The organism is Peribacillus sp. AS_2 (assembly GCF_026891895.1).
GTDB lineage: Bacteria > Bacillota > Bacilli > Bacillales > DSM-1321 > Peribacillus > Peribacillus frigoritolerans.
On record NZ_JAPTGA010000001.1, the window covers coordinates 536,646 to 552,058 of the forward strand.

17 protein-coding genes and 1 pseudogene are annotated in these 15,413 nt (G+C 42.2%); 14 read left to right on the top strand and 4 right to left on the bottom strand.

The annotated features are described in order from the left end of the window. Nucleotides 1–12: 12 nt before the first annotated feature. Nucleotides 13–339 carry a hypothetical protein gene (locus OTG27_RS02565; protein ID WP_222620010.1) on the bottom strand — a complete coding sequence of 109 codons (327 nt, stop codon included), beginning with the start codon at nucleotides 337–339 and terminating at the stop codon, nucleotides 13–15. 276 nt (nucleotides 340–615) lie between these two features. Between OTG27_RS02565 and purT the strand changes: the two genes are divergently transcribed. The 10 genes and pseudogenes from purT to rpsN all read left to right on the top strand — a co-directional run bounded on the left by purT (nucleotide 616) and on the right by rpsN (nucleotide 8,204). Continuing rightward, nucleotides 616–1,776, top strand: a complete 1,161-nt coding sequence (gene purT, locus OTG27_RS02570; protein ID WP_268936112.1) for a phosphoribosylglycinamide formyltransferase 2 — start codon at nucleotides 616–618, stop codon at nucleotides 1,774–1,776. 897 nt (nucleotides 1,777–2,673) lie between these two features. After that, entirely contained in the window at nucleotides 2,674–4,041 is a 1,368-nt protein-coding gene (locus OTG27_RS02575; RefSeq protein ID WP_268936113.1) for an alkaline phosphatase, read from the top strand. A gap of 20 nt (nucleotides 4,042–4,061) precedes the next feature. Beyond that, nucleotides 4,062–4,709 carry a DUF4352 domain-containing protein gene (locus tag OTG27_RS02580; RefSeq protein ID WP_034310384.1) on the top strand — a complete coding sequence of 216 codons (648 nt, stop codon included), beginning with the start codon at nucleotides 4,062–4,064 and terminating at the stop codon, nucleotides 4,707–4,709. Between the two features lie 103 nt (nucleotides 4,710–4,812). Continuing rightward, on the top strand, nucleotides 4,813–4,965 hold the full coding sequence (locus tag OTG27_RS02585) for a YpzG family protein (protein ID WP_072272311.1): 153 nt from the start codon (nucleotides 4,813–4,815) through the stop codon (nucleotides 4,963–4,965). A 196-nt stretch (nucleotides 4,966–5,161) separates the two neighbouring features. Next, the gene (locus OTG27_RS02590; RefSeq protein WP_170946990.1) at nucleotides 5,162–5,542 is read left to right on the top strand and encodes a nucleotide excision repair endonuclease; all 381 of its coding nucleotides are present in this window, start codon (nucleotides 5,162–5,164) and stop codon (nucleotides 5,540–5,542) included. Between the two features lie 156 nt (nucleotides 5,543–5,698). Next, nucleotides 5,699–5,869, top strand: a complete 171-nt coding sequence (locus OTG27_RS02595; RefSeq protein WP_268936115.1) for a hypothetical protein — start codon at nucleotides 5,699–5,701, stop codon at nucleotides 5,867–5,869. Nucleotides 5,870–6,277: 408 nt separating this feature from the next. Then, nucleotides 6,278–7,465 carry a GTP-binding protein gene (locus OTG27_RS02600; protein ID WP_268936149.1) on the top strand — a complete coding sequence of 396 codons (1,188 nt, stop codon included), beginning with the start codon at nucleotides 6,278–6,280 and terminating at the stop codon, nucleotides 7,463–7,465. Between the two features lie 22 nt (nucleotides 7,466–7,487). Next, complete coding sequence (gene rpmG, locus OTG27_RS02605; RefSeq protein WP_034310390.1) at nucleotides 7,488–7,637, top strand: 50S ribosomal protein L33; 150 nt, start codon at nucleotides 7,488–7,490, stop codon at nucleotides 7,635–7,637. Between the two features lie 62 nt (nucleotides 7,638–7,699). Then, a pseudogene (locus tag OTG27_RS26615) lies at nucleotides 7,700–7,894 on the top strand (hypothetical protein); the annotation flags it as partial. Between the two features lie 40 nt (nucleotides 7,895–7,934). After that, nucleotides 7,935–8,204, top strand: a complete 270-nt coding sequence (gene rpsN, locus OTG27_RS02610) for a 30S ribosomal protein S14 (protein ID WP_057277996.1) — start codon at nucleotides 7,935–7,937, stop codon at nucleotides 8,202–8,204. A gap of 515 nt (nucleotides 8,205–8,719) precedes the next feature. On the opposite strand, the gene OTG27_RS02615 is transcribed toward rpsN, so the two are convergent. Both OTG27_RS02615 and OTG27_RS02620 read right to left on the bottom strand, forming a co-directional pair. Beyond that, on the bottom strand, nucleotides 8,720–10,363 hold the full coding sequence (locus OTG27_RS02615; protein ID WP_268936150.1) for an alkaline phosphatase: 1,644 nt from the start codon (nucleotides 10,361–10,363) through the stop codon (nucleotides 8,720–8,722). Between the two features lie 177 nt (nucleotides 10,364–10,540). After that, complete coding sequence (locus OTG27_RS02620; protein WP_223255861.1) at nucleotides 10,541–10,927, bottom strand: VOC family protein; 387 nt, start codon at nucleotides 10,925–10,927, stop codon at nucleotides 10,541–10,543. A gap of 323 nt (nucleotides 10,928–11,250) precedes the next feature. Between OTG27_RS02620 and OTG27_RS02625 the strand changes: the two genes are divergently transcribed. From OTG27_RS02625 to OTG27_RS02635, 3 genes are all read left to right on the top strand, one after another. Continuing rightward, nucleotides 11,251–11,520 (top strand): DUF1292 domain-containing protein, encoded by a 270-nt coding sequence (locus OTG27_RS02625; protein ID WP_034310405.1) that lies wholly within the window; start codon nucleotides 11,251–11,253, stop codon nucleotides 11,518–11,520. Nucleotides 11,521–11,732: 212 nt separating this feature from the next. Then, nucleotides 11,733–12,131 carry a cell wall hydrolase gene (locus OTG27_RS02630; RefSeq protein ID WP_268936151.1) on the top strand — a complete coding sequence of 133 codons (399 nt, stop codon included), beginning with the start codon at nucleotides 11,733–11,735 and terminating at the stop codon, nucleotides 12,129–12,131. A 146-nt stretch (nucleotides 12,132–12,277) separates the two neighbouring features. Continuing rightward, on the top strand, nucleotides 12,278–13,744 hold the full coding sequence (locus tag OTG27_RS02635) for a PAS domain-containing sensor histidine kinase (protein ID WP_268936116.1): 1,467 nt from the start codon (nucleotides 12,278–12,280) through the stop codon (nucleotides 13,742–13,744). 37 nt (nucleotides 13,745–13,781) lie between these two features. On the opposite strand, the gene OTG27_RS02640 is transcribed toward OTG27_RS02635, so the two are convergent. Then, entirely contained in the window at nucleotides 13,782–14,774 is a 993-nt protein-coding gene (locus OTG27_RS02640; RefSeq protein ID WP_268936117.1) for an NADPH:quinone oxidoreductase family protein, read from the bottom strand. 162 nt (nucleotides 14,775–14,936) lie between these two features. Between OTG27_RS02640 and OTG27_RS02645 the strand changes: the two genes are divergently transcribed. Continuing rightward, entirely contained in the window at nucleotides 14,937–15,377 is a 441-nt protein-coding gene (locus OTG27_RS02645; RefSeq protein WP_034310415.1) for a peptidylprolyl isomerase, read from the top strand. Nucleotides 15,378–15,413: the final 36 nt, after the last annotated feature.

Sequence of the window (15,413 nt, forward strand, 5' to 3'; positions counted from 1 at the left end):
ATAAGATTCAGGTTAATCTGCAATGAATTCCTGTAGCTTTTGCCTTAGGCCACCATTGCCGAATTTAATGAACTTTGTCTTTCCGGCTTCCTGTTCCGAGGTAGAAGCGAAATCCAAAAAGGCTAAAAGGTTGATCCGGCGGTGAAGAATATGGACAATGCCGTATTCATAGAACCAATGATCGATCGTGTTGTAAACCCCTTTATTCAGTCGATATTTCTGCTGGCACCAGTGAAAAAATAGTCTGTCAGGAAGATTAAGGTACTCCATATCTTCTAAGCCCCCATTTTTCTTCTCATTCATGACAGGGGAAATGGTCCTTAGCAATTCCTTTTGCATAGTAAACTCCTCCCTCATTGATAAAAACGAAAAAACCCCCTATTCCTGTTGAATAGAGAGCCTCCAGTAGACTAGTCAGCTTATATATATTCCTTATATAAAAGCAGTATAAAGTGTATTAATCCTATTTGTCAAGTTGGTATTTGATAACGGGAAATAAATCTATTCATTTCCTGTTTTCAGTGTGATTTTAAATGAAAATACGAATAAATTTTTATGTTTATTCGTTTATAGTTCGTATATAATGTTTTTGAGGAATTAAGGAGGAGAGACTGAATGTATAAATCGAAAAAGATTTTATTATTGGGCTCGGGTGAATTGGGGAAAGAGGTCATACTTGAAGCTCAGCGACTTGGTGTGGAGACCGTTGCTGTAGACCGCTATGAACATGCTCCTGCCATGCAAGTCGCTCATCGCAGTTATGTGATCGATATGCTGGATGCGGAACAACTAAGGGGAGTTGTAGAGAAAGAACAACCCGATTTGATTGTACCGGAAATAGAAGCCATCGCTACATCCGAATTAGTCAAGTTGGAAGAGGAAGGCTTTCAAGTCATTCCGACAGCAAGAGCCGCTAAATTGACGATGGATCGTGAAGGGATCAGGAGGCTGGCTTCTGAAACCCTGGAGATTCCGACAGCAGCCTACAAATTCGCAAGCACTTATGAAGAATTTGTCCAAGCTGCCAAGGAAGTTGGGTTTCCCAATGTCGTCAAACCGCTGATGAGTTCTTCAGGTAAAGGGCAAAGTGTGTGCCGCACGGAAGGTGACCTGGAGGATTGCTGGAAAATCGCGATGGAAGGAGGCCGGGTTCAAAATGGACGGGTGATCATTGAAGAATTTATCCGTTTTGATTCAGAAATCACGCTGCTTACTGTCCGGGCCGTAAATGGTACCATGTTTTGTGCTCCAATCGGTCACATTCAGCAGGGCGGGGATTATATTGAATCCTGGCAGCCGCATAATATGACCGAAGCACAAATAATCGAAGCGAAAAGAATTGCCCATGCCATTACGGATGAACTTGGCGGGTACGGATTATTCGGGGTAGAGCTGTTCCTCTCAGGGGATAAAGTTTATTTCAGTGAAGTTTCCCCACGTCCGCACGATACGGGGCTAGTGACATTGGTGACTCAGAATTTGTCCGAGTTTGCCCTTCATATTCGGGCGATTCTAGGATTCCCCATCCCGGAAATCAAGCTGATCAGTCCAGGTGCCAGCCGTCCATTAAAAGCGCAAGATGAGTTATCGGAATATTCAATAGTCGGTGTTGAACAGGCTTTGGCTTTACCTGATACACAAGTGCGTCTTTTCGGAAAACCTGTTACAAAGGAAGGTAGAAGGGTTGCGGTCGCCCTGTCGTCTGCCGATTCCATCGAGGTGGCGAGAGTGAATGCGGCCCGTGCTTTGGAATGTTTAGTTATAGAGAAAGAATAGTGAAAAAAGCGCTCTTTGAATGGAGCTCTTCAGCTTGTCGACAAGAGGGAGCAGATTTCTTAAATCAAATGGAACATGATCTTCACTCCAGGTACTCGCTTTCCGCGGGCGGTCCGGAAGCCTCCTCGGCGCCATTTGCGCCTGTGGGCCTCCCTTGGACACGTTTTTCCCGCAGGAGTCCCGTACACCCACTCCAATCAACTGGAATGGTTTTTAAAGTAAAACGTAGGCTGGTCTCATCCCGAACGGTTTAAGAATAGTTAGTACTTCATGATTTTCCTGCCGAATAACTGGCTAGCCGAGAATCAGCTAGATGCTTGCGACAGAGGTTTGACAGTCAGTTGGCGAAAAAAAGCAGATTTTCAAAAAAATGTAACGTTTCTCAAAGATGACTTTGTCAGTTGTCTTACTCTAAAGCATCCTTATTCGGATGCTTTATTTTTTTGGCTCTTTTCGTAAGGGTTGTTTTTTTAAAACGAAACTATCTAAGGTTGATTGGAGCGGAAGTGGAGACTCCTGCGGGAGCGGCGGGACAGGTGAGACTCCACAGGCGTTTACGCCGAGGGGGCCACCGCCTGCCCGCGGAAAGCGAGCATCTGGAGGGGAAATCAACCACAACTCACTACCTGGTAAATAGTAACAAAGTATGTGAAAACAGCCATTTATTTCTCCATTAATGGCACATTAAACTCCTGACAATCATCCGATTTGAAGATGTTCAATGGCCTGTAAATATACCCTAGCTACTGATGACTTCCCTAAATAACCAATTCCACATGCTGTCTTTACTTTGTCTTAACAATTATCCTGTCACTTTTTTACATAGCCTTGACATTGAGTTCATTTTCTTCACCTATAGTTAAATTAAATAGAAAACATTAACGGGAGGTCATTCATTTGAATCGCAATTGGAGTAAAAAGGTTTTACCTATCACGCTCGTTTCTGCATTGGCATTTGGAAGTTTATCATGGTCCGGTGCGGATCGTGTTTCGGCAAAGGGGAACCCAAATAAAGAACCGGAAATCAAGAACGTCATTTTCCTTATCGGTGACGGCATGGGTGTTTCCTATACCTCCGCTTACCGGTATTTAAAAGATAATCCTGGTACGAAGGTGGCAGAACGGACAGAGTTTGATAAATACTTGGTTGGCCAGCAGATGACTTACCCAGAAGACTCTGCACAAAATATAACGGATTCAGCTTCAGCCGCTACGGCAATGTCTGCAGGAGTGAAGACTTATAACGCTGCCATTGCAGTGGATAATGATAAATCCGAAGTCAAAACCGTATTGGAAGCAGCAAAGGAAAAAGGAAAAGCGACGGGATTGGTTGCCACTTCGGAAATCACTCATGCTACGCCTGCATCTTTTGGCGCCCATGATGAAAATCGGAAAAACATGAATTCAATCGCAGACGATTATTATAACGAATTAATCAAAGGCAAACATAAAATTGACGTCCTATTGGGCGGAGGGAAGTCCAATTTTGTCCGGCCTGATGTCAATTTGGCGAAAGCCTTCGAAAAAGACGGTTACAGTTATGTGACGGATAAAAATCAAATGCTAAAGGACAAAAATGAGCAGGTTCTTGGTTTATTCGCTTCTGAAGGACTTCCGAAAATGATTGACCGCCCAAGTGAAACGCCTTCTTTGGCAGACATGACAAGTTCGGCGATCCAGCGCTTGAATAAAGATAAAGATGGATTCTTCCTTATGGTCGAGGGAAGCCAGGTCGATTGGGCAGGACATGATAATGATATCGTAGGTGCAATGAGTGAAATGGAAGACTTTGAAAAAGCATACAAAGCGGCCATGGAATTTGCGAAGAAAGACAAACATACCTTAGTGGTGGCTACGGCGGATCACTCTACAGGAGGATTCTCGATCGGAGCAAAAGGAATATATAACTGGTACGGTAAGCCAATCAAGGCAGCCAAACGCACTCCTGACTTCATGGCGGATGCCATCGTCAAAGGCGCTGATGTCGAAAAGACGCTAAAGCAATATATTAACCAAAATGTAGTGAAGTTAACTGACGGTGAAATCAAAACGGTAACTGAAGCTGCCAAATCAAAAAATGTGACGAATGTCGATAATGCCATCGAAGCCATATTCGATAACCGGACCAATACTGCCTGGACTACTGGGGGACATACGGGTGAAGATGTTCCAGTCTACGCATACGGGCCATATAAAGATCGTTTTGCCGGGCAGGTCGATAACACGGATCAAGCCAAAATCATTTTTGAGCTATTAAAGAAATAATGACTTCAGGGAGGGATTCAATGAACAGACTGATGATCGGTGCCCTGTTATTAACGGCATTTGGTGCTCTTAATACCCAACCAGCTTACGAAGAAGAAACGACGGCTAAAGAAAAAACAGAGGAAATTGCACGACCACTGGAAAAAAAGGATGTCTATGTTCCGAATCCGCAGCTTCCTGATGATATAAACTTGAACCAGATCGGACAGAACGTTTCCGATGCCAAAGGCGAATTAACCTTGAAGGCCTATAAAAAAGTGAATGAAACGTTGAATGTTGGCCCGATCGAGGTTAACATCAAAGAAATGAAAGTGATGCATGCCACTCCGGATTACAGCATGATCGATTTCTTCCACGGCTATACGCATGATGAAGATTTCGATATCGTAAAAGTGAACGTGGAAATCAAAAACAATTCGGATAAAAAAATTAAGTTTTCGCCAGTTGCTTTCCTTGAAACGGACAGGGGAGAACATCTGACATGGGAAGATGAGATCTATTTGGAAGAACTTACTGGTGAAATAGAAGGAAACGGTTCAAAAAGCGGAAACATTGGTTTCATTCTAAATGATGGAAACATAAAAGGCATATCCGTCATGTCAAGTGATGCGGTGGATGACGAAGGGAAAGTCCTTGCAAAAGGCAAGTCAGCTGAATTCGCTTTTTAAAGAATATGTATAAATGGCTTGGAAAAATAAAATACTAGAACAAGTGATGGGGATTACTATCACTGAACGGAATATCCAAATCCTAATGATGAGGTGACACAGAATGAGCTATAAAGATCAATTAGATCCACATTCTCAAAAGTTTCACCATAATTGGACAAGACCTAAGCGTTCAAAATCTCAAGTTAATGGCCACACGCAAGAATCACAAACAAACATTATACTAAGAAGCAATGCAAAGGCTCACAGGTGGTAACGGATATTTCCGACAAAGAAGGAGGCTCCCAGCGAGTCTTCTTCTTTATATTTAGAATCATCTCTTAATCCAAGCAAGGCATTCATGGCTTTTCACTCATAATTATGATACCATTTACCTTTGAGATTGAAGTGATGAGCTTGACGTGAAACTGGAGTCGATTGAAAGTTTCACCTTATACAAATAGAGGACGTGAATTGTAATGATTAAAATTGAAATCCCTGCAGCGGATATAAGCATCAAACAAAGAAAGCAAGTTATAGAAGGAGACGAAGCTGTCATTCCTGAAATTTACGGGTTTATCGATTTTCATTTGATTCCCCGTGATAAAGGCGGAATCATCTTGTTTTACAATGAGAATGATGAACTGATTTTTGTCGGTAAAGCCCGTAAATTAAGACCAAGGGTCAAGAAGCATTTCGAGGATAATGTTTCTCCGATTAAAGAGCACCGTAATGAAGTCAAGAAAATTGACATTCTTTTAGTTGAAGACGCTATGGAACGTGAAATCTATGAAACGTACATGATCAATAAGCTTCATGCTAAATACAACGTCGATAAAGTGTTTTATAAATAAGAAACACCTATGAAAAGCTGACTGCATATGCACTCAGCTTTTTTGTGTTTAGGGATATGTACAGAAATAATTTCGTACATTTACAGCAGCTACATGTTAGGTTAACAATGTTGGTTTATATTTAGAGTATTCCAATACATTCTCAGGAGGAAGCTATTGAAGAAAATACTTTGTAAAAAGGTGTTGGTTATCTCGATCGGGACAGTGATTGCCTTTGGGAATTTAACGTGGTCCATGTCACAAGCTTCTAAGCTGGCGAAACAGAGAGAGATTGAAGCTTTTGAACAAAAGACAGTAACATCTTCAGGATGGGAAATGGCGGAATAAGCACAATGGCCAATAATTTTTTTCTCGATTTGCAACAAAGAAAAAGAAAAATGTATTGGATAATGAAACGTTGTTAATGATCAGCTGTTTGTAATATAGAAGTACATTAAAATGATTAAGCTGCAATGGAGGTTCCTTACACATGATGTAATGTGTGATTGGGCTTCCATTTAATTTTATTGTTTTAATGTCAGCCCCTTTCATTTATCCGTGTGTCGGAGCAAGCGTGATTACATGGGTTCATGAGAAGTATTCGGAGGCAATTTTAAAAAAACTTGCAAATAGTAATGATTACGTTTTATTATTAGAGAGTGTTTTTATTTGGAGATTGCTTCGGCATTTAAATCGTAATGATTTTGATTTACTTGAAGCAAAGAAATTAGGTAAAGGAGTGGTAAGGGGTTGGAGATGAAGAAAATTCCGGTTACGGTATTGAGTGGATACCTTGGAGCAGGAAAGACGACGCTTTTGAATCATATTCTTGAGAATAGGGATGATCTGAAGGTTGCCGTCATCGTTAATGATATGAGTGAAATCAATATTGATGCTTCGCTGGTCAAACAGGGAGGGGTTACCCGGACGGATGAAAAACTGGTGGAAATGCAGAATGGCTGCATTTGCTGTACGCTTCGTGAGGATTTGATGATTGAAGTGGAGAAATTGGCGAAACAAGGGGACATTGATTACATCGTGATTGAATCGACTGGGATAAGCGAACGGGTCCCTGTAGCCCAAACCTTCTGTTATGTTGATGAAAGCATGGGAATTGATTTATCGAAATCTTGCCGGCTTGATACGATGGTTACCGTTGTTGACGGGTATAATTTTTGGCAAGACTTCACTTCCGGAGAAACGCTTATTGATAGGATGCAGGCAACTGATGCTGCGGATGGCAGGGAAGTGGTCGATCTATTAATAGATCAGATAGAGTTCGCCAATGTCATCCTGTTAAATAAAAGCGATCTGATGGATGCTGAAACCGTTGCGGAATTGAAGGCGGTTCTTCATAAAATGAATGCCGATGCGAGAATTATCGAAACAAACCATTCCAAGGTGCCGCTAAAGGATGTATTGAATACACATTTATTTGATTTTGAAGAGGCAAGCCAAGGAGCCGGCTGGATAAAGGAATTGAATGAAGAGCATATCCCGGAGACCTTGGAGTATGGGATTTCTTCCTTCGTTTACAGGAGGGGAATACCCTTTCATCCCGAACGGCTGATGGAGTGGTTGGAAAACTGGCCCGTACAAGTGGTGAGGTCGAAGGGATTCCTTTGGCTGGCATCGAGAAATGATACGGCAGGCTTGCTTTCGCAGGCAGGACCGTCATTGACTTTACAAGCAGCCGGTAAATGGATTGCAGCTTACCCTGAGGAAGAACAGCGCCAAATTTTAAAGGAAGCACCTGAATTATTGGAACGGTGGAATGCAGTATACGGTGACAGGATGACGGAGCTTGTGCTGATTGGCATTCAAATGAATCAACAGGAACTCGAAAATGAATTAGATCAATGCTTATTGACAGAAATGGAGATGCAGCAGGATTGGTCTCTTTATGAAGATCGATTGCCTGCATTTACGGAAATCGTTCATTAAAAAACTTTAGGAGGAAATAGAAATGAGAGTAAACATTACGTTAGCATGCACAGAATCAGGGGACCGAAATTATATTACGACGAAAAACAAGCGGAATAATCCGGACAGGATCGAATTGAAAAAGTACTGCCCGCGATTGAAGAAACACACGCTTCACCGTGAAACGAAGTAATTTTAAGGCTTAAATCGTAATGATTATGTTTTATCGAAGAGAATGGATGTAAAAGGAGGGAGGATTGGCTGACGCCAGTCATCCGGTCGCATGATTTACGCTGCGCGGAATGTGGTTATCCAATTGTATCGCAGTCGTTGCAGTGGGGACCTGGTTTATATGTCACGGGTGCATTGGCTGAACTTGAAATGGGACCGATATCCAGGAATATATCGGGAGCAAGACAGGCAGCGGAACGAATTGTGGATAGTTTATAGATTTTTCATACAATCAAGATATAAAAAAAGGAGAATATAAATGGCGAAAAAATCCAAGGTGATAAAAGCGCAAAAACAGGTGGCAATGGTCGAAAAGTATGCAGAACTTAGAAAGGAATTGAAGGAGAAAGGGGATTATGCCGCATTGGCCAAACTCCCTCGTGATTCCTCGCCGACAAGGGTTCACAATCGTTGTGGAGTAACGGGGAGGCCCCGTGGATATATGCGGAAATTCAACATGTCGCGTATCGTTTTTAGGGAACTTGCTCATAAAGGGCAACTGCCGGGTGTCAAAAAGTCAAGCTGGTGAGCGGAGTTCTAAATCATTCATAAGAAAAGGGCCCCTCAGTTTGGCGACAAAAGGGGGTTGGAGTCCGAATAAAGGGCAGTGTAGTGCTTGTTTATACGGACGGAACCTCATAAGATTGAAGAAAGTTTGCGGCACTCCTGCCGAATAACTGGCTAGCCGAGACCCCACAGGCGCTTGCGGTGAGAAGGCTTGGCAGACAGTCAGCGGAATTCTGAAATCAACTGGAATGTTTTCTAGAAAAAACTGAGGCTGTCTCATCCCAACTCATATTTAAGACTAGTTAATCCTTTAAGTTTTTCACCTGTAATCCTCATTGGATGGAAGAAAATTGCGGCACTCCTGCCAAAAAACTGGCTAACCGAGACCCCACAGGCGCTTGCGGTGAGGAGGCTTGGCAGACACAGTCGGCGGAAAGGGAGCGGAATCTGAAATCAACTGGGACTTTAATTGATTTGTTTACAGTCTGAGGAGCCCTTGTTAAAAACAAGGGCTCCTTCCCATTCAAAAGTGTTTGCTTACTTGACTGCCTTTAATGCTTGTTCGGATATATAAAAGTCTTTTCCGTTGTAAACGGTGATCGCATTAATTTCTTTTTGTTTAGTGGATTTAGGAGTCTTGCTGATAACGATATTCTTATTTGCAGGCAACTCCACTTTTTGCTGCCCCTTTTTCGCTACGAAAACTGGGTTATTCGGGTCTGTAACATCAATGCGGGTTGAATATCCTTTTTTCTCAAAGGAATCTTTAGCATTCATGTATAGTTTGTTCGATAATTTTTGTAAATCAAAGCCCATGAATTCGGCCATTTTTTTAGCGAGGTCTGTATTCTCCACTAATCCAGTCGGTTTTGAAGGGCCATAAGAATACAGGAATACGTCTTCACCTGTATGACCGCCAGTTGTAAAGCCAATGTTGGCACGGTTAGCAAGCAGCTTTGTCATTTCAGCACCTACATTTTTAGAAGAGGTAAGTTTTGCTGTTTCTTCAGAAGTCAGATTATCCAGTCCATACAGTGCTGCAACTTCTTTCAGATTGGAATGATCTGGTTTTAGCTTACTTAAGGCCCCTTCAACAGTCATTTTCGCTTTCTTTAATGGATCGATATAAGCTGATACGGGTGTTTCCGGGTAGGAAGAGTTCGTGTTTACGTTACCCATTGTAATTCCGCTGTTCCCATGATCCGTTACAGCAATGACCATCGTGTTTCCGTCATTTTTTGCAAACGTAAGGGCTTCGTTCACGGCATCATCAAAAGCTAAAGTATCACTAATCATTCCAATCGTGTCGTTTCCGTGAGCAGCCCAGTCAATCTTGCTTCCTTCAACAAATAAGAAGAAGCCATCTTTATCTTTTTTCAAGGTTTTAAGGGCTTTATTGGTCATTTCAGCTAAAGTGGGTTCACTTGGCTTTGTTGTTTTACGATCTAAATCATATGCCAGGGCGCTTGGTGCAAAGCTTCCCCAAATTTTATTCGATTTGGATTTTAACAGCTCGTCACGGGTTTCAACAAAATCATATTTGTCTTCATCGAGCACTTCCAAAAGGTTTTCTCCATCCATTCTTGCATTTTTTGTTTTACCTGGTAAAAGGAATTCTTTGCCGCCTCCCAAAACGACGTCAATCCCCTGATAAACCTGCTGTTCCGCAATATCACCATAATTGCTTCGATGTGTCACGTGAGCGGAGAAGCCTGCGGGTGTAGCATGCTGGATTTCAGATGTAGAAATGATGCCAGTAGCCTTTCCGGCTTGTTTCGCACCCTCCAAAACATTAGCGACTGGTTTATGGGCATTTTTCGGATTAACTGGATCGAGCCCTGGAGAATTAACGATGGTCGGCAGGACACCGACAAATTTATCATTTGATTTATTTCCTGTCGCAAGCGCTGTTGCTGCAGGAGCTGAGTCGGTAATCGCCGATTCAGCCGAGTATGTACGCATGCCGCCAGACAGCATTTCGTCCATGGCTAGATTATCGCCTTTATACCACCTTGAAAGGGTTGTTGCTCCTGTGCTTGTTCCATCCATCACCATCATGATGACGTTGGTTGGTTCTTTTTTCTTGTCTTTAGCCTGAACATCTTCCTTCATTGTTGAACTACCAAGTGATGATATGGCCACCGCGCCCGCTAAAGTAATTCCTGCTACCTTTTTGCTCATTTTCCCCAAAATGCATACCTCCAAAAATATGATTACATTTAGGATAAATGCAGTATATTAAGAAATTACTTCATATAAGTAAAGAAAGGATTTTTATCTGTAAATTTTGTTTGAAGAATAGAGTGAACATTTAAAAAAAGCAGAAGTCTATAAGACTCTGCCTTTTTAGGGTGTTTTTTACCTTTGGAAAAATTCAATCCACTCTTTTTCCGGTCCATATACGTAGAAATAGCGATAACCATTCGGAAGGGTGACAATCTCTTCATCAATCAGTTCGGTGTTATCCAAGCTTTTGATCCGGGCATATTCTTCTTCGATATCATCCACGGTAATGGCGAAATGGTGGATCGTTGCTTCGGAGGGAAGTGTGTCGCTATATCCCTGAATCAATTCTATTTCTGTTTCGTCCGACTCTTCGTAACCGAGGAATGCCAGTTCGATCACTCCATTAGTATGAGTCATGCGTTCCTTTAATTTCAAATCCAGCACATCTTGATAAAAGGCGATGGATTTTTCAAGATCTTTTACAACAACGCCAATGTGATCGACCCTTTTTACAGCCAAGAAATCTTCCTCCTTCATTAAATCCGTATGCAACTTGCTAATAGTAGTATATATAAGATTATTCGGAATTAAATTACTTTTTTATAGCCGTTTTTAGATAATTTTTAAAATGATGTTAATAAAGGGAAAGTATTGGTAAATAATGAAAAAATGACAAATGGCTTTTGGGTTAATACTTTTCTTCCATAGTATCTCTTGATAGATTCTTTTATTGGAAAGAAATGTATTTATCATTTTCCAGGGCAAAAATTTGTTTCTAAATGGAATAGTCGATATACTATGGAAACAACTCCATTATTAATGGATAGGAGAGGAGAGGTAGTATGGGAAAAATTCGTGAAGGTGAAGTTTTCACTCTTACTGATGACAGTGATGAAGGCCATGAAGTTGAGGTTTTAGGTTCATTGGATGTAGAAGGAACGGAATATGTTGCAGTAGGCTTGCTTGAAGATATTGAAGAGGATACGGATGAAGATATCGATATTTTCTTTTTCAGGGTCGAAGGCGAAGGTGAACTGCTCGATATCGAATCGGATGAAGAATTCGAAAAGGTATCATTGGCGTTTGAAGCGGCATTTGAAGCGAAAGAGTGACAAGATAAAAGACGGCACAATGTGTGCCGCCTTTTTTATATGTATAAGGAAAGTATCGGCCCCGCCTTCGCCAAATACCATGATAGCCACGCGTGCTATCCAGCCTTACTTAAGTATAGGGTTGTATTATTGATAGGACGTGTACTACATATGAAGATTTTGTTAATAAACGGAGTATTTTTCCATATTGAAGACATAGGACTGATGCCGATATTGCCTTATTGGCAAGATTGCTTAGGGCGGAAGGCGAGGGTGAAGGTGATCAAGGTATGCTGATGATCGGTAATGTCGGGGTCAATCAGATTAGGTCGAATTGTTCCGATTTCAAAGGGTTGAGGACGATTCCAGACATGATTTATCAGGAGCATGCCTTTGAGGCTGTACAGAAGGGGTATTTTTATCAGCGGGCAAGAGACAGGGAAAAGAGGCTTGCAAGCCGTAGCGTAAGCGGCGAAAGGCTATGGCCTTCGAAATTTAGCCTATGGTACTTCAGGCCACCGGGAGATTGCCCGGCAACCTGGTATAATCAGCCCCTTGTTGGGCGTTTCAAGCTCCATTGCTTTTATGAACCAACAGGTACAGAATGTCCCAATATTTATAATACATTTTAAGGAAATGGCTGAACCTTATGGGGGGTTGGCCTCTTTCTGCATCAATCCTTAACTTGGAAAAAACATATGATAAAACTGGCAAATGATTTACTGATACTGTAAAATTGACACTGTAAATTTCCGGATAAGAAAGGAATAAAAAATTGATGAGTAAAAGGCTTATTGATTATGGAAAAGGGCAAATGGGAGAACAGCCGGAGGATAGTACCGAGAAATTCAAGTCTTTCATGGAGAACAACCCGGACGCCATTTCCATTGTTGATCTGGAAGGAAAGACCCTTCAGGTGAATGCAGCTTTTGAAGAGTTTTTCGGATGGACGAATGAGGAGCTCATTGGCATGCCGTTTCCAATTATTCCTGATTTCTTGAAGGAGTCAGTCAATGAATTGCATGACCAAATTAAGGCTGGGGTACAAAAGAAAGGCTTTGAAACGGTCAGGTTAAGGAAGGATGGCCAGTTAATCGATGTAAGCATCTCCCTGTTTAATATCCGCGATAATGAAAATGAGCCGTGCGCATTGGTTTTCGTTTATCGGGATATTACGAATCAAAAACTTGCTGAAGCTGCCTTGAAGGAAAGTGAACAAAGGTATCGCAGTTTAGTGGAGGTGTCACCTGAAGCGATTTTTGTACATCGCAATGGGATCATCGAGTATATGAATCCCATGGGGGCAAAAATGCTTGGGATGGATAGTGTGGAAGATATTATCGGTAAATCGGTTTTTCAGTTCGTCCACCTGGAGTCCCGGGAAAGTGTGCAAAAAAGAATCGAAATCATGAGGGACGATCATCAGGCGGTTGGTTTACTGGAACAAAAGTTCATTCGGCTTGACGGACAAGAATTTTATGGAGAAACACTCGGTCTTCCGATTATTTATAAAGGGCAACCAGCCATTCAGGTATTCTGTAGGGATATTACGGAGCGTAAAAAGACCGAAGAGCTGATCTGTAAATCCAATATGTTATCGGCGGTAGGACAGATGGCTGCAGGCATCGCACATGAAATAAGAAATCCATTAACTACGGTCAAAGGGTTTTTGCAATTATTAAGGGAAGACCCTGAGCAAAAGGACTATCTTGAAATGACGGTCAGTGAAGTTGAAAAAATCGAAATCCTGGCCAATGAGTTTTTAAGTTTAGCAGAGCCTAAAGCGAAGGTTTGTGAACTCATTCAGCTTAACGAGATATTGGACAGTGTGATTACGTTAGCCGAATTTCAAGCGATATTGAATGATGTCGAAATCATCAAGGAATATACTTCGGATACGGCATCAGTCTTTGGCGAACCGAATCAGTTAAAACAAGTATTCACGAATGTCGCCAATAATGCGATAGAAGCCATGCCGAATGGCGGTAAACTTCATATACAGTTAAACCATGAAGGTGACTCTGCGATGATCCGGTTCATTGATCAAGGCTGCGGAATCTCAAATGAACGCATGAAGCATCTAGGGCAGCCTTTTTATAGTACATCTGAAAAAGGAACAGGGTTTGGGCTCATGGTCAGCACCAAAATCATCCATGAACATAATGGGGAAATTCATTTCACTAGCGAAGTGGGAGAAGGGACGATTGTGGATATCAGTCTCCCTATCTATGAAAGTTCACAATGAAAAGTGACGAGAAGCCATGCTCTCGTCACTTTTTGGATCATAGTTTAACGATCGTCCTGCCTCTTGCTTCCCCTTTTAATAGGGTAGGAAGCACGTCAGGCAATTCTTTAAGTGTAATTTCCTGTTGAACGAGCTGTTCCAAATCCTCCAGTTTAAAGTCGGTGGCAAGTCGGTGCCAAACTTTCAATCTTGTATCCATCGGGCAATTGACAGAATCGATCCCAAGTAAATTAACACCTCTTAGGATGAATGGAAAGACGGTGGCAGGAAGGCTTGTCCCAGCTGTCAATCCGCTGACCGCCACAGCTCCGCCATACTTGATTTGGCTAAGGACCGAAGCTAACGGTTCACCGCCGACGGGATCTACCGCCCCGCTCCACTTCTGTTTGCCCAGAGCCCGAAGCTTGCCATCATATACATCTTCACGCGATACAATGGTCGACGCACCGATTGCCTTCAAATATCCATGTTCCGATTCCTTTCCTGTACTAGCCTCAACGGAATAGCCAAGTTTGGAAAGGATCGAGACGGCAAAACTGCCGACCCCGCCAGTTGCACCAGTGACAAGAACGCTCCCTTGCTCAGGTGTGAGGTTGTTTTCTTCCAGCCGCAGAACCGATAGTGCTGCAGTGAAACCGGCCGTTCCGATGATCATCGCCTCTTTCATTGTTAGGCCATCAGGAAGCGGGACGATCCACTCTGCAGGAACACGGGCAAATTGACTATAGCCCCCTGATTGGGAAACGCCAATTCCATACGAGGTCGCAATGACTTCGTCTCCTTCTTTAAAGCGGGAATCCTCAGATGAAACGACAACACCAGCCATATCAATTCCCGGAACGATCGGATAGCTGCTGACAATGTTTCCATTTGGAATGGCTGCAAGGCTATCTTTATAGTTCACACCGGAATAATGAACACGGATGAGCACTTCGCCTTGAGGTAGATCATCAAGTGATAGCTCCTGAATGTTAACGGTGAATTGATTATCTTGCTTATTCACGACTAATGCATCAAATTGCTGTATCATGGTTCGTTCCCCCTTATAATAATGAATCTATCCCATTATAAAAGAAAAAATAGGGGAATGTATAATGATACAATTCGAAATAAGTAGCGCTTCCTTTTCTTTCTGCTACTAAAAATGGTACTATTAGATTTGATTCAGTTCATATTAAAGGAGATGTTTAACATGGCTAAAAAAGGATACATACTTATGGAAAATGGAGAAAAAATCGAATTCGATCTTTTCCCGAACGAAGCACCTAACACAGTGGCTAACTTCGAAAACTTGGCAAACACAGGATTTTATAATGGCGTAGTCTTTCACCGTGTAATCCCTGGTTTCGTAAGCCAAGGCGGAGATCCAACAGGTACAGGCGCAGGCGGAAGCGGCACACAAATCAAATGTGAAACAGAAGGAAACCCTCATAAACATGAGGCAGGAAGCCTATCTATGGCACATGCTGGAAAAGACACAGGCTCAAGCCAATTCTTTATCGTGCATGAACCACAACCGCATCTTAACGGTGTTCACACAGTATTCGGTAAAGTGACTTCTGGACTTGAAACAGCCAAAGCTATGAAAAATGGCGACAAAATGGAAAAAGTCGAAGTTTTTGACGCTGAATGATGGAAGCGAAAAGAGGGGGCATTATGCTCCCTCTTT

Excerpts from the sequence above, each read along its gene's own strand:
- OTG27_RS02615 (WP_268936150.1), bottom strand. The coding sequence starts at position 10,363 with ATGAGCAAAAAGGTAGCAGGAATTACTTTAGCGGGCGCGGTGGCCATA.
- OTG27_RS02645 (WP_034310415.1), top strand. The coding sequence starts at position 14,937 with ATGGCTAAAAAAGGATACATACTTATGGAAAATGGAGAAAAAATCGAA.
- OTG27_RS02600 (WP_268936149.1), top strand. The coding sequence starts at position 6,278 with ATGAAGAAAATTCCGGTTACGGTATTGAGTGGATACCTTGGAGCAGGA.
- OTG27_RS02565 (WP_222620010.1), bottom strand. The coding sequence starts at position 339 with ATGCAAAAGGAATTGCTAAGGACCATTTCCCCTGTCATGAATGAGAAG.
- rpsN (WP_057277996.1), top strand. The coding sequence starts at position 7,935 with ATGGCGAAAAAATCCAAGGTGATAAAAGCGCAAAAACAGGTGGCAATG.
- OTG27_RS02580 (WP_034310384.1), top strand. The coding sequence starts at position 4,062 with ATGAACAGACTGATGATCGGTGCCCTGTTATTAACGGCATTTGGTGCT.
- OTG27_RS02625 (WP_034310405.1), top strand. The coding sequence starts at position 11,251 with ATGGGAAAAATTCGTGAAGGTGAAGTTTTCACTCTTACTGATGACAGT.
- purT (WP_268936112.1), top strand. The coding sequence starts at position 616 with ATGTATAAATCGAAAAAGATTTTATTATTGGGCTCGGGTGAATTGGGG.
- OTG27_RS02640 (WP_268936117.1), bottom strand. The coding sequence starts at position 14,774 with ATGATACAGCAATTTGATGCATTAGTCGTGAATAAGCAAGATAATCAA.
- OTG27_RS02585 (WP_072272311.1), top strand. The coding sequence starts at position 4,813 with ATGAGCTATAAAGATCAATTAGATCCACATTCTCAAAAGTTTCACCAT.
- OTG27_RS02635 (WP_268936116.1), top strand. The coding sequence starts at position 12,278 with ATGAGTAAAAGGCTTATTGATTATGGAAAAGGGCAAATGGGAGAACAG.
- rpmG (WP_034310390.1), top strand. The coding sequence starts at position 7,488 with ATGAGAGTAAACATTACGTTAGCATGCACAGAATCAGGGGACCGAAAT.